This is a genomic window from Bacillus sp. RB3, assembly GCF_030164735.1.
Taxonomy (GTDB): domain Bacteria; phylum Bacillota; class Bacilli; order Bacillales; family Bacillaceae_G; genus Bacillus_A; species Bacillus_A cereus.
In genome coordinates this window covers 12037-25380 of sequence record NZ_JASNGE010000037.1, presented here as the reverse complement: position 1 = coordinate 25380, position 13344 = coordinate 12037, and the positions used below count along the sequence as shown (strand labels likewise).

Sequence of the window (13344 nt, the reverse complement as noted above, 5' to 3'; positions counted from 1 at the left end):
CAAATTTGTTTGCTCGTTTTTTATTGCAAACCTCTTTGCTTCCCTATTACTCCTGTTTTTGCCATAATAGAAGAAATATAATTAAAGGTTGGGATACAATGAACATTCGCATTACTGATGAAGCAAAAGCAGCTATACATAGATTAGAACGTAAAGACAAAAAGATCATTCGCATTAGAGGGACAATGACAAACTCTTGTAGTATTTTCGTTGATGTCGATTTAATTTGGGATACATATAACGCAGATGATGTTGTATATGAAGATGCAGATCTTATCGTACAAATGGATTCATTCACGAAAGACTACACTGGTGATACGGTGAAACTTGATTATAAGACGACAGGTTTTAGTATTACGACTCCGAGTGAGACTTTAGTTTATGGATTGTCGATTAAAAAATAAAAATTGTTTTCATTTGACCACTGAGGTGAAAAAATGGGTAAATATGTTCCGTTAAAATTTTTATTTAACGAAGAATTAGCAGAAAAAATGGCTGATTCTATTTGTAAACACGATCCTACTTTCTCTAAAAGAAACTTTGTATCTTCTGTAACATGTAAAGTTGAAAATTTAGAGTTAAAGCATCGTATTGAAGTAATTGCAGATGAATTACACAATGCTTTACAAAAAGATTTTAATGCAGCCATACATATATTACTGAAAACATTAGGACCAGAAAATACAACAGAAGTAGGCACATTTACATGTATGAAATAACGAAAAGGAATACTGCTGAATATGCCATTCGGCCTTTTCTTCAAACATACCATGAAGACACACTAGACATATTGCAACAGTGGATTTATGACGAAAACAGCCACATTAGAAGATTAGTTTCTGAAGGTACAAGACCAAGGCTTCCTTGGGCTAAAAAAATTGGAGCTCTAAAAGGTGACTTTAAGAACAATTTACAGCTTCTTGAACCTTTAATGAATGACCCTTCTAAATATGTTCAAAAATCTGTAGCCAATCATATGAACGATATTACGAAAGAAGATAAAGAACTCGTTTTTCAGTGGTTACAGCAATTACGTGATAAACAGCATCCTATTAATCCTTGGATTATAAAACATGGACTAAGAACAGTAATAAAAAGTGGTACTTTACCAAAAAATTTTTCTTTTTAAGTATTTTAAACAAAACCGCTTATGCTTCAAAAATGAAGCATAAGCGGTTTTCCTTTTGAATACAGAAATAACAAACATAAAAAGTACTTTAAATTTCTTCTTTATATCATTATTTTACTAACTCTTCTATGTTATTACTTTCCTTAATTTTTTCGGATGATAGCCAGAGTGAATAACTTGTTCCATCCTTGTTCCTTAAATATATGTTAAATTCCTTATTATATAGTTCTTCTTTAAGAATAGTGACTACCTTTCTCAAATCATCTATTACATATGGATCATTTCTATATTTTATCTCACTGTCATTGAAAACTAATGTCAATTCATACTCTAGACAATTGCCGTCTTTCGGGTGTGGACAAGTAATATCCTCAATTTCAAAACGATCATTTTGAATTTCATTTAACCTTACGCCTACTTTTGTTTCAGTTTGAACCAAATATGTCCAATAACCGCTTACTGTGTTTTTCATTGTTAAAAGCAGTTCTTCTTTCGTTATAGCTTTTTGCACATTTTGAAAAGGCAAGCCTATAGATTCACCATTATAATCCTCAATTTCAAGTGTTGTTATCTTTCTATTACTCTTCTGAATGAATTGGATTAGAGCATATAAACGATCTAATTCTTTTGATTCAAATTGACTGTAATCAATCTTGTCACTCATTTTTAAAGTTAATAATAACTTATCCGTTGGTTTCTCCTCTATATCATCATCCACTATATATTGAAAAACATTTTTATTTTCAGGTTCCACGTAACCTAATTTTTTAATTTCTTCTAGCATTGGTTTAAATTTCTTATATTCCTCATATGTTTTTTTCCGTATTGATATTCATCACCTTTTATTATTGAATATAAGAAGCCATCTACCTCTACTCTAAATTGAATATTTTTGTTATTTTTTGCTTGAACAGTATGATATGTATGCCCCATATTCCCTTCGTTTATAGCACCCCAATGTGTTACAATCACATCAATTCCGTGCTTTTTTTTCACATATTTTTTCACCTGATCGTCATCTTTATAATTACACCCACTTAAACATAAGAAACATAACAATACTAACATTACATTTTTCATTCTTTTCATATAGCACCTTGCCCTCTTTTCGCATAAACAAAATATTCCATATATAAAGAATACTAAATCGCTGAATGTTTTCAAAGAATTAAAATATTTTTACACTCGGTATATATATCTATTTCTTTTATTAATGGCTCTAATAAGTTTTAATATTGATAATCGAATATAATAAAAAGAAACCTAAATTTAAGGTTTCCCATTTTTACCAACAATTTAAATTTTAATAGATATTTTTTAGCCAAGTAATAATTCGTAGTACCTGAAACGACTCAAACCAAGTAATGAAAAACAGGACAACAAAGAAAGAGATAAGTGATATGAATTTTAATCTTCCATCTTCACGTCTAGCAATCGCTATAATACTCAGAACCACTCCAATTAAAAAAGAAATATACCCTAATAGGATAATAGGCTCAGAATAGCTATCTATTATCCTATTTAATCCAAATAATAACATTCCAAAAGTCATCAAGGTTATTGAAAATACACTAAATTTTTTCATAATTCAACCTCCAGTATAATTTTACTATTTTATGGAGAGAATAATTTTTTTATGCGTATGAATGAACAATTACACTATAAAAGTAGATAACTCAATTTATTTTTTCATTAAACAACTGCCTTCTTTTATACCCTCAAAGGATTTTCACTCAATTAACCCGAATATATAAATAACAATTCTCACAAGGAGTAACTTTATATGAATCTATTCGAACACGAAACATAAAACCGTTCCACTTTAATAAGAGGTCCTCCCTTTTTCTTTTCTCATCATATCATCCATTAAAAAAATAGGAGGACATAATTATGAAACGTGATCCATTATTTTTAACTTTATTAGAAAGTGCAAATACACATTTTAGCGGCTGGGATTTTTCTTTCATTTCAGAAACAGGTCGAATGAAGAGCGAGCCTTTATCGTGGTCATACGGCAGTACTGCTTTTCAGCTTATGCAACGTGCAGAATCAATGCTCGATATGGGTACTGGCGGCGGAGAGTTTTTATCTATGTTACAACCGTTCCCGTCAACTATATTCGCTACTGAGGGCTACGCTCCAAATGTGCCAATTGCTCGAAAGAAATTAGAGCCTTTAGGGGTTACCGTTGTAGAAGTGACCGATGATACTGCTTTGCCATTTCAAGATGGTCAATTTAATTTAATTATAAATCAACATGAATCGTATGCTGCTTCTGAGGTAAACAGAATTCTTTCTCCAAGTGGCGTTTTTCTTACACAACAAGTTGGCGGTCTTGATTGCGCGGAACTTAATGAGCAGTTTGGCTCACCACTAAATAGCGAATTTGCAAGTTGGTCTCTCGAAACCGCATGCAGTGAGTTAAAGCAAAATGGATTTACTATCTTAGATGCAAAAGAGGAATTCCCTTTCCAACGCTTTTATGACATTGGCGCTATCGTCTATTATTTAAAAGCGATTCCGTGGCAAATTCCTGATTTTACTGTTGAAAGGTATTGTGAGGAATTATATCGTATACATGAAATCATCTTACAAAAAGGTTATTTTGATGTGAAGCAACATCGTTTTATGATTAAGGCGATTTGTAGCTAACAAAAAGAGGTGGCAAATCCACCTCCTTTTTGCTCCGTTTACATATGTTCTCTACTCTTTCATAATAAGAAAAGTTATATCATGCATATTACAATTATGACCAATGAATTGTATTTCTGAAACATATAATCACCTCGCATATATGATGAGAGCAAAAACGTGATTTTTCACTTTCCTCTTCTATTGAGAAATGAGTTGTTTTTCATATCGCTTGTTCGCATCATCTTCTGTCAAACATGCAGTTGTGTAATGAATAATATTCCGGTTATCATACGTAAACATATGTTCTAACTTATTTTCTTCTGTTAATACTGTCGGTAAGTATTTTGGTAAATTGCTAACTACTCCTCTATTATCACCATCTAATATCCAATCAATTTCTTTCCATTCTAATAGACCTTCAGCCGTACGTAATGGTGTATTCATTTGCATTCCATCTGGCAAATCAGCAACGAACACATACATTCCTTCACTAGCCTGGGGCTCATCTTTACCCTTAAAACCAACAGTCCCTTTATACGTTACACTTGAAAGTTCTATGCCCGTTTCCTCAAATGTTTCTCTAATTATTCCTTCGTATGGCGTTTCATTATCTTCTATTTTTCCTCCAACACCATTCCACATCCCCATATTCGGCTTTTTATTTCTATTTAATAGCAGTATTTTATCGCTTTTTCTAATAAAGCAAATTGTGTATTTGTACATACGATCATTTCCTTTCATTTTCCACATGAGTTATTTGGCTTATTTTCAAGTATCGACGAGTCTAAACATAAATTTTTCATATCATTTAATCCAAAAGGTTTTTTAAAGAAAATAAAGTGAAACTTTAATAAGTGGGGTTTTGCTCCTTTCCCACTTATTCTATTATTTTCATTTTTGAAAAAGGATAATATACAAATTCCACCTTGCCAATTATGTTATCTTCTTCAATATATCCTAAGCCATTTCGACTATCTCTACTTACTTCGCGGTTATCTCCCATTACAAATAACTTATTTGGCGGAATTTTTGTCTTTTGAAAGTTATAAAACACTTGTGTGTTGTTAAATAAATCTTTGTTTGTATATGGTTCTTCTTGCTTTTTATCGTTCACATATACCTTTCCGTTCGTTATGTTAATTACATCACCAGGAAGCCCTATTACACGTTTCACATAATATTTCGATTCATCCGCTTCCTTTATAATGACAATTTCTCCGTGTTGTAAATTAGAAAGACGTACTACTGCTTTATTTACAAATACGTAGTCTTCTTCATATAAAGTCGGCTGCATCGATTCCCCTTCCACCTTACATAAAGTAAAAGAATGGTAGCCTATGACTATCACCAATATAAATAGTATGTACTTTCCCCAGCCTCTCTTAATCTCCTTTTTCATATCCATTCCCACCTTATAAAGCGCTTTTTAACTCAAAAAATATATCACTGCACAATATGTTTCCATGCAGTGATACTATTTTTACTGTGCCTTGTTCGGTTGTTCTACTGGAATTGAATTTGTATTTGATCTATTTGTTTTTAATTCAAAATACGCATCCAAAATCTCTTTACCAATCGCAGAATTAATTCCTGATTTATCATCATTCACCCATGGTACAACAACTGAAAAAGCTACTTCCGGATCAGCATCATATGGTGCATAACCGGCAAGAGTTAAATTATAACATTTTTTTCGGTTGTTGTTCTCATCTCTTCCAATATCACTTTCTCCACCATATACTGTCTCAGCTGTTCCTGTTTTTCCCGCTGGTTTATATGGTAGACCTTTAAACGTTCCGGTACCTGTTCCGTCAGCTTCTTGAAAAACTCTTCTAAATCCTTCTTTTACATGATTAATGTACGAAGTGTCCATATCCACTCTATTTAATACAACTGGTTCAATCGACCGAACGACTTTTCCTACATCCTCTGGTCTATTCGGTTGCTCTCTAACTTCTTGTACAATTTGTGGCTTCATTCGGTAACCGCCATTTGCAATGGTTGAAATATATTGTGCAAGCTGAAGCGGCGTATATGTATCATACTGTCCAATCGCGTAATCAAGTAAAAATCCGGGTATGTTATCAGTTCTACCTACTTGACCAATTGATTCATTTGGCAGGTCAATACCAGTCGACACACCTAGGCCAAATTGTCTAAAATAGTAGCGCATTTTATTAAATGTTTCTTGTTTAATATCTAATGGATTGTTTGGGACATAATTAATGCCTGCCATTTTTAAAGCCGTATTAAACATATAAACGTTCGATGACACTTGCAAAGCTCTTAAATCATCAATATCCCCAAATTCTTTCCACGATTTCTTCGGCTTAGAACTTCCTTTAAAATACATTGGCGCATCAAAGAAATGTGTATACGGCTTAATCGCTTCTGTTTGATATCCAGTTAATAAAGTAGCCCCTTTTACAGTTGACCCTAACTCATAAGAACTTGTCATCGTTCCTAATGCATAATCTTCTATTTGCATACCGCCATCTTTATTTACAATTTTCTTTCCTGCCATTGATAAAATTTGACCGTTTTTCGGATTCATCATTACTACGAACGCACGATCCATCATCGGCTCTGCAGCATGAAAGGCTCGTAAATTCTTTTCAAGGCTTCCCTCTACTCTTTTCTGTAAATCCATATCGACTGTTAACATCAAGTTATTTCCACTTTTTCCTTCAGTCACTTTTTCTGTTCGAACAATCTTCCCTGCTTTATCCATAATATTTTTAGACTGTTCTTTCGTTCCATGTAGTGCATCTTCGTATTGTTTTTCAATGTAACTTTTACCAATACGGTCGTTTCGATTATAATCACGAACTAAATAATAATCTAATTGTTCTCTTGGCAACCCTTCATTTTCATTAGAAACGCTACCTAGTATAGAGCGCAGTATTTTATCATTTGGGTATTCACGTTCCCAATCTACTGTCGTATCTACCCCCGGTAAACTTGCCAACCTTTCACTAACGACAGCATATTCATTTTGACTTACATCTTTTTTAACGATTTGCGGCGTCATTTTATATCCCGCATTCATTTTGCTTTTAATGGCTAGTACTTCTAGGTCTTCTTTTGAAAGTTCACTTAATTCTTCTTGTGTAATTCTTTCCCGGCGCAGTTCTTCTACTTTTTTATCTAACTCTTTTCCTTCTATTTCTTGCTTTCTAAATTTACTCTCATCTTCTTTCGTTACTTTCGCTGCTGCCCGCTTTTCATTTAACTGCATCCAAAAATCCTTTTTATCTGTTTCTGTTAACTTGTCTATGTCCTCTTGCGACATTTCAATTAGCTTAGCTAAATCTCTTGCTACTTGTAAAACTTCTTTCGAGTCTACTCCTCTCATTTTCGTATATGTAACGGTTCGCAATGGTTTATTATTTACAATAACGTGACCTTGCCGATCAAACATTTTCCCTCTAGGAACGGGAGTGCTTACCGTTACATCTTCCTTTTTATTTACTTCATTTCTATACGTTTCTCCATCAATGATTTGTACTTTACCTAATTGAATTATAATAGCTGAAAATAAAAGAAAGACAATAAAAAATAGTACATTTAACCGAAATGGAATATGAGTCTTTTTCTTTTTCGATAGTTTTTTCTGCTCCTTTTTCTGTCTCATTTCGCTCCCTCGCTTCATTCTATTAACATTTCTACGCAAAGTCATTATGTATCAAATTTATTTATATGATATATATAGAATTTTATATTAATTATATAAGAAATAAAAGATTTAATTTTCAGTTTTTTATTTTTATATCCTATTTATTACCATTCCCTGAATGCAAAATAACATGAATATTATTCTAAAAGAAAAATGGAGCAAATTTATTTTTATAAATTATAGAGATGTTGTTACTACATTATCAAAATGTTTTCATATGGCTTAAAACAGCGATTACTCAAATAAAAAACTGAGGTATCTACCTCAGTTTTTTCGATAACTTATTTCATTAAAGATACCTCTTCAACAAATTCACCAATTTTATTTTGAAAAACATAATCAAAGTTATATTCCTGTCCTGTTAACTCTTCATTTACTAAAATAGTTGTTGCCCCTACTTCTCTCTTTGCGATTTCCGGGAATGAAGCGACAGGTTGTACTTTTAATGACGTTCCCATAACGAGAAGTACATCTGTTTCATATAAACGTTTCATCGCATTTTGATATTGAGGCAGTGTATCTCCGTATAAAACAACGTCTGGATTTAAAATGAAATTACACTTCTCACAGCGCGGCACTTCATGATCAATCATATACTGTAAATCATATCCCGCTTTACACTTCGGACAATGTGCTGTTTGAAGTGTTCCATGTAAATCAATGACATGTTTACTGCCACCTAATTGATGTAAACCGTCAATATTTTGCGTTAAAATCGTAATATCTTTCCCTTGTTCTTCTAGCTCAGCTAAAAAACGATGTCCACGATTTGGTTTATATTGATGGAACGTATTAATTTGAAAGATTTCTTTATAATGCTTCCAAAATTCTTTCGGACTTCGGTTATAGTACCCTCTTGATAAATACATCTCCACATTCGCATCAGCATACAATCCATTTGCTGAACGGAAATCTGGGATACCACTTTCCGTACTTGCACCAGCGCCTGTTAATACTGTAATTTTCTTCGCTTTTTCTAAAATTAAACGTACTTCTTCAAATTGTTGCACAAAAATCACCTCTATGTATTTTCCTATTCTTATTATACCAGTTGTTTACAGGAGGTGTTGTACAATTCATTTTACTTAATGCGTTGCGCCCCCAATCTCTACAATATCTACTTCAACTGTCATCGTTACTTCAATTGCCAATTCTATTCCCTTACTAATAGTAGAAAGTGACATACTCGGTTGCCCTGGATAATTACTCGCTTGTTCTAGTAAAAACGGAATATGAATGAATCCGCCTTTTATTTTCTTATCATGTTTCTCTAATTCATGCATAAGTCCATAGAATAAGTGATTACAAACGAATGTGCCTGCCGTCTGTGACACAGATGACGGTATGCCCTCTTCGCGAAGTTTTTTTACGATTGCTTTCATCGGAAGTGTAGACCAATACGCAATCGCTCCTTCTTCTACAACCGGTACATCTACTGGCTGATTCCCTTCATTATCAGCAATTCTTGCATCATCAATATTAATTGCGACACGTTCTATCGTAATATCTGGTCTGCCCCCAGCTTGTCCGATACATATAGTAATTTCCGGCCCCAGTTCTTCTATATACTCTTTTAATACGCTTATTGATTTATGAAATACAGTTGGTATTTGTTTGCTTATTATCTTGTATTCTCCAATTGTTTTTTCATGCAAACCTTTTGCTACTTCCCAAGCTGGATTGATATTTTCTCCGCCAAACGGATCAAACCCTGTTAATAATACTGTTTTCATAGTTTTATCCTCCTAATTAAAAACGATATACAAGGCCGTACATAATAAACATATTTATGATAAAAATTGAAAGAGCAATTGGTACTTGCGCTTTAATAACCGCATTTTTATCCTTTAGCTCTAAAAGCATCGCAGGTACGATATTAAAGTTTGCTGCCATTGGCGTAAGCAGTGTTCCGCAATATCCAGCAAACATACCGAGTGCTGCCATAATTGCTGGGTTTCCGCCGTGCATTTGAACTATTAAAGGTAAGCCAATTCCGCCAGTAATAACAGCAAACGCTGCGAATGCATTTCCCATTACGACTGTAAATAGCATCATGCCTAAACAGTACGCCATAACAGCAACGAACGGATACTCTGTCGGTAACACTTGTCCGACTAAATCAGAAACGACTTGTCCAACGCCCGACTTCGCGAAAATACCGCCAAGTGCCGCTAACATTTGTGGTAAAATAACAGCCCAGCCGACAGCTTGTAATAGTCTGCTTCCTTCTTGAACAGGCGTTGTTATTTTCGATTTTGTAATACGCATCGCCGCGACAAATGCGAGTAATGCACCAAGCGCTAATGCAACTAAAGTTACTTTATCTGGATCAACAAGAGAGACATTTCCCCATTTAATTTTCCCTAACGTCAACGTACCGATAATTGTAAAAATAGGAATTAATAGTGCAGGCATAAAAATTTTATTTTTTAATTTCTCAGCATGTTTTACACGTTCTTGTACTGGAACTTCTTTTTCCTCTGATTTTGTCACTTTATTTAGCGAGGCTAAAACGACCATAGCGAGCACGATACAGCCAACGTAAAACGAAGGAATTACATTTCCAAATAAAAATGTAACTGCAAACAATGCCCAAAATAAACTAGAACCGAATCTGTTTGGATGTTCACGATCGAATGCGATACGAACAGCGATAAAAGCAACAATTATCCCTAATACATAATAGATTGTATCCATTGTGATGATGTTCATATTAGATTGCCTCCTTCTCTTCTTTTCCTTCTGCCTTCATTGTTTTCTCTATATATTTATCAAACCTTCTAAATCTAATCCAGCTTACAATAAGTGCAGATATTGCTGTCGGAATGCCCCAAAGTGCCATATCCCATACACCGACATGCATACCTACTGAATCGAAGAATCCTTTCATTAATAAAATAGCACCAGTTGCGATGAAAATATCTTCTCCGAAAAACCAAGCTGTATTTTCCGCAGCAGCTGCGTTTGCTTTAATCTTTTCTCTTAATTTTCCAGGAAGTTTACCGTATTTACCTTGCGCAGCCCCTTCTGCCATCGGTGCAACGAGCGGCCTTACTGTTTGCGCATGCCCACCAATATTAAGCCCTAGTGCTGCTGATGATTCTCTTATCGTAAAATATGACATTAATACTCTTCCAGTTGTTGCTCCTTTTGATTTCGTTATAAGTGCTTCGGCTCTCTCTTTTAAACCGTAACGCTCTAAAATTCCGATTACCGGTAAAGTTAATATAATTGGCATAGACATATATCTATTTTCTATGAAAAATTTACCGAACATGCTGATCACATCATAAAAACTTAATCCTGAAACCATACCAGTAACAATACCTGCAACCATAACTACTAAAAGTGTATTTAATCTAAATAAAAAGCCCACTGCCACTAATAATATCCCGATTAATTTCACCAATTCCAACACTTCCCCTCATTTTTTATTTCGGTGCACATATAGAAATACCATCATGTCCGAATGTTCTGTATATTCTTTCTGCAAATTGCACTGCTTTTTCCCCATCACCGTGTAAACAAATCGTTTGCGCCTGAACTGCTACTTTCTCTCCATTGATCGAATTTACATGGCCTTCTTTCACCATTTGAAGTACTTGCTTTATCGCTTCGTCTTCATCTTTTATAAGCGCATTTTCTTCTGTACGGCTCGTTAATGTACCATCTTGTTTATACGTACGATCCGCAAAAGCCTCTTGTACGAGAGTTACATTGTATTTTTCTGCAGCCTGTATAAACGCCTCGCTATTTGCTAATCCGTAAAGTAATAGACTTGGATTTATATGATAAATTGCCTTTGCGATTGCATCTGCAATTTCCGGATTAGACGCCGCCATATTATATAAGGCACCGTGCGGCTTTACATGATGCATCTTCCCGCCAGCCACTTTTACAAACCCGTCTAATGCGCCGATTTGATATAAAACATAATCATATACTTCACTTGCTGAAACATTCATGTTTCTTCTACCAAATCCAATTAAATCAGGAAATCCAGGATGCGCCCCTATTGCTACGTTATACTCCAAAGCTTTTTCAACAGTTTGACGCATAATAGACGGATCACCCGCATGAAAACCGCAAGCAACGTTTATAGAGGAAACGAACGGAAGAATTTCATCATCATTCCCCATTTTATAAGCTCCAAAACTTTCTCCTAAATCACAGTTTAAATCAATTGTAGTCACAATGTATTCCTCCTAATTCCAGCTTCGTAAAGCGATGAATTTCTTTAATAGATTCATATTTACTTCCTGTTCTATGTACAATTGTTCCGCTTCTTCAAGCGTAATTTTCTCAAAAGAAACATAGTCCCCCGGCTTTAGCTGGGCAAGAAGAGGTAAATCTACTGAAATGATATTTCCCATTCTCGGATAGCCACCTGTCGTTTGCCTATCTGCCATTAATATAATCGGCTGTCCGCCATTAGGAACTTGAATGGTTCCAAATGTAACAGGACTCGATAAAATCTCTTTTTCTTCAATCCTATTTAAAACTTCTCCCTCAACCCTATAGCCCATACGGTCAGCATAATTAGATACCTTATACTCTTTCGTAAAAAATGCCTTTCTACTTTCTTCTGTAAATTGATCGTATTCAAAGTCAGCTATGACACGAAGCTTAAGATGTTTCTTATACTTTGGTAGTACGCTGTTGCTAATTACCCATTTCGTTTTTATTCGCTCATCTTTTTGTAAGTCTTGAATGAAACGATTCGCCATTTCTGAGTACGTACCAATTTGAAAACAATCTCCTTTTTTCATCATTCTTCCTTCTATACCACCAATCGCAGCACGTATGTACGTACTTTTGCTTCCCATTGTACCCTCAATATGTATACCACCCGCAAAAGTCACATACGCTCTACAACCACTTTTCACTTTTCCAAAACAAAGCATACTACCTTCTTCCGCTAAAATGGGACGCCATAATGGGATACGTTCTCCATTTAACAACGGTTCCATATCAACCCCACCAATTGCGAGTAAAGTCGTTTTCTTTATTAACAATTTAGGACCTAAAATCGTCATTTCTAATCCTGCTTCATTCTCTTCATTACCGACTAACATATTGATGAGCCTAAGCGCATTTTTATCCATAGCACCCCCAACAGGTACACCAAACTGTTGATAATAAGATCGCCCTAAATCTTGGACTGTTGTAAACATTCCTGCATGCAAAACTTCTACATCCATTCTTTAGCCCCCTCAAGCGATACGTACTCTTCCTTCGTTATCGGGATAAATCGTAAATACATACCACTTTGAATATATGTTGGTATTTCTTCTTTCGGATTAAATAGAGTAATAGGTGTTCGGCCGATAATATTCCATCCACCTGGTGTTTCAAGCGGATAAATACCTGTTTGATTTCCCCCAATACCTACTGAACCAGGAGAGATTTGTAATCGTGGTGTTTCTTTTCTAGGTGTTTCTAATTCTTTTGATAGTCCTCCTAAATACGGGAACCCTGGTGTAAAACCAAGCATATATACAAAATATGTAGTTTCACTATGTATTCGAATCACATCTTCTACTTGTAAACCGTGATAATGCGCGACCTCTTCTAAATCAGGTCCATATTCTCCCCCGTAGCACACTGGTATAGAAATATGTTTCATATCCTGTTTTACTTCTTCTTTATAAGAATCACACAGCTCCTTTATATACTGGCGAACGTAATCATATGACCTTTCACTTCTCTCATTTCTCTTCCATACTTCGTATACATTGTAGTAAACAGCTAATGAAGTAAACGACGGAACACACTCAATCATTCCTGCAAACGGATATTGCTGCAGTGCTTTAAATAACCGCTGTACTTTCTCATATATACCCATCTTAATTTCTTCACCAAATGTAACAATAATTGCTTGATCCCCTAACGCAGAAAATTTCAT

13 protein-coding genes and 3 pseudogenes are annotated in these 13344 nt (G+C 34.7%); 4 read left to right on the top strand and 12 right to left on the bottom strand.

Going from position 1 to position 13344, the window contains the following annotated elements:
- The first annotated feature begins 98 nt into the window (after window positions 1–98).
- Together QO049_RS26665 and QO049_RS26660 are read left to right on the top strand one after the other, a co-directional pair.
- Window positions 99–404 carry an iron-sulfur cluster biosynthesis family protein gene (locus QO049_RS26665; RefSeq protein ID WP_001026196.1) on the top strand — a complete coding sequence of 102 codons (306 nt, stop codon included), beginning with the start codon at window positions 99–101 and terminating at the stop codon, window positions 402–404.
- A gap of 33 nt (window positions 405–437) precedes the next feature.
- Window positions 438–1129: pseudogene (locus QO049_RS26660) on the top strand (DNA alkylation repair protein).
- Between the two features lie 109 nt (window positions 1130–1238).
- On the opposite strand, the pseudogene QO049_RS26655 reads toward QO049_RS26660, so the two are convergent.
- Both QO049_RS26655 and QO049_RS26650 read right to left on the bottom strand, forming a co-directional pair.
- A pseudogene (locus QO049_RS26655) lies at window positions 1239–2218 on the bottom strand (hypothetical protein).
- Window positions 2219–2432: 214 nt separating this feature from the next.
- Window positions 2433–2714 (bottom strand): hypothetical protein, encoded by a 282-nt coding sequence (locus QO049_RS26650; protein ID WP_000714731.1) that lies wholly within the window; start codon window positions 2712–2714, stop codon window positions 2433–2435.
- Window positions 2715–3019: 305 nt separating this feature from the next.
- Here QO049_RS26650 and QO049_RS26645 point away from each other — a divergent pair, with 305 nt between their 5' ends.
- Entirely contained in the window at window positions 3020–3781 is a 762-nt protein-coding gene (locus tag QO049_RS26645; RefSeq protein ID WP_074625304.1) for a class I SAM-dependent methyltransferase, read from the top strand.
- Window positions 3782–3961: 180 nt separating this feature from the next.
- On the opposite strand, the gene QO049_RS26640 is transcribed toward QO049_RS26645, so the two are convergent.
- A complete protein-coding gene (locus QO049_RS26640; protein WP_000280182.1) occupies window positions 3962–4486 on the bottom strand; it encodes an NUDIX hydrolase in 525 nt (174 codons plus the stop codon).
- A gap of 51 nt (window positions 4487–4537) precedes the next feature.
- Here QO049_RS26640 and QO049_RS26635 point away from each other — a divergent pair.
- Window positions 4538–4606: pseudogene (locus QO049_RS26635) on the top strand (cephalosporin hydroxylase); the annotation flags it as partial.
- A 34-nt stretch (window positions 4607–4640) separates the two neighbouring features.
- Here the strand turns inward: QO049_RS26635 and lepB are convergent.
- The 9 genes from lepB to pxpB all read right to left on the bottom strand — a co-directional run bounded on the left by lepB (window position 4641) and on the right by pxpB (window position 13344).
- Window positions 4641–5162: a signal peptidase I gene (gene lepB / locus QO049_RS26630; protein WP_001986493.1), complete on the bottom strand. Its 522-nt coding sequence runs from the start codon at window positions 5160–5162 to the stop codon at window positions 4641–4643.
- 81 nt (window positions 5163–5243) lie between these two features.
- Window positions 5244–7397: a peptidoglycan D,D-transpeptidase FtsI family protein gene (locus tag QO049_RS26625; protein WP_001249181.1), complete on the bottom strand. Its 2154-nt coding sequence runs from the start codon at window positions 7395–7397 to the stop codon at window positions 5244–5246.
- Window positions 7398–7720: 323 nt separating this feature from the next.
- A complete protein-coding gene (locus QO049_RS26620) occupies window positions 7721–8449 on the bottom strand; it encodes an NAD-dependent protein deacylase (protein ID WP_141543170.1) in 729 nt (242 codons plus the stop codon).
- A 75-nt stretch (window positions 8450–8524) separates the two neighbouring features.
- Complete coding sequence (gene pcp, locus QO049_RS26615; RefSeq protein ID WP_284489641.1) at window positions 8525–9172, bottom strand: pyroglutamyl-peptidase I; 648 nt, start codon at window positions 9170–9172, stop codon at window positions 8525–8527.
- Between the two features lie 16 nt (window positions 9173–9188).
- Window positions 9189–10151 (bottom strand): DUF979 domain-containing protein, encoded by a 963-nt coding sequence (locus tag QO049_RS26610; RefSeq protein ID WP_001021658.1) that lies wholly within the window; start codon window positions 10149–10151, stop codon window positions 9189–9191.
- A 1-nt stretch (window position 10152) separates the two neighbouring features.
- A complete protein-coding gene (locus QO049_RS26605; protein ID WP_141540091.1) occupies window positions 10153–10848 on the bottom strand; it encodes a DUF969 domain-containing protein in 696 nt (231 codons plus the stop codon).
- A gap of 22 nt (window positions 10849–10870) precedes the next feature.
- Window positions 10871–11632, bottom strand: coding sequence for a 5-oxoprolinase subunit PxpA (gene pxpA / locus QO049_RS26600; protein ID WP_016110256.1), 762 nt, complete (start codon window positions 11630–11632; stop codon window positions 10871–10873).
- A 12-nt stretch (window positions 11633–11644) separates the two neighbouring features.
- The gene (locus QO049_RS26595; protein WP_246960383.1) at window positions 11645–12640 is read right to left on the bottom strand and encodes a 5-oxoprolinase subunit C family protein; all 996 of its coding nucleotides are present in this window, start codon (window positions 12638–12640) and stop codon (window positions 11645–11647) included.
- Window positions 12631–13344 carry a 5-oxoprolinase subunit PxpB gene (gene pxpB / locus QO049_RS26590; protein WP_246960386.1) on the bottom strand — a complete coding sequence of 238 codons (714 nt, stop codon included), beginning with the start codon at window positions 13342–13344 and terminating at the stop codon, window positions 12631–12633. The genes QO049_RS26595 and pxpB overlap by 10 nt, the downstream gene beginning before the upstream one ends.

What these genes read in the sequence shown, in the direction of transcription:
- QO049_RS26650 (WP_000714731.1), bottom strand. Translation starts at nt 2,714, where the DNA reads ATGAAAAAATTTAGTGTATTTTCAATAACCTTGATGACTTTTGGAATG.
- pcp (WP_284489641.1), bottom strand. Translation starts at nt 9,172, where the DNA reads ATGAAAACAGTATTATTAACAGGGTTTGATCCGTTTGGCGGAGAAAAT.
- lepB (WP_001986493.1), bottom strand. Translation starts at nt 5,162, where the DNA reads ATGAAAAAGGAGATTAAGAGAGGCTGGGGAAAGTACATACTATTTATA.
- QO049_RS26665 (WP_001026196.1), top strand. Translation starts at nt 99, where the DNA reads ATGAACATTCGCATTACTGATGAAGCAAAAGCAGCTATACATAGATTA.
- pxpB (WP_246960386.1), bottom strand. Translation starts at nt 13,344, where the DNA reads ATGAAATTTTCTGCGTTAGGGGATCAAGCAATTATTGTTACATTTGGT.
- QO049_RS26595 (WP_246960383.1), bottom strand. Translation starts at nt 12,640, where the DNA reads ATGGATGTAGAAGTTTTGCATGCAGGAATGTTTACAACAGTCCAAGAT.
- QO049_RS26645 (WP_074625304.1), top strand. Translation starts at nt 3,020, where the DNA reads ATGAAACGTGATCCATTATTTTTAACTTTATTAGAAAGTGCAAATACA.
- QO049_RS26640 (WP_000280182.1), bottom strand. Translation starts at nt 4,486, where the DNA reads ATGTACAAATACACAATTTGCTTTATTAGAAAAAGCGATAAAATACTG.
- QO049_RS26610 (WP_001021658.1), bottom strand. Translation starts at nt 10,151, where the DNA reads ATGAACATCATCACAATGGATACAATCTATTATGTATTAGGGATAATT.
- QO049_RS26625 (WP_001249181.1), bottom strand. Translation starts at nt 7,397, where the DNA reads ATGAGACAGAAAAAGGAGCAGAAAAAACTATCGAAAAAGAAAAAGACT.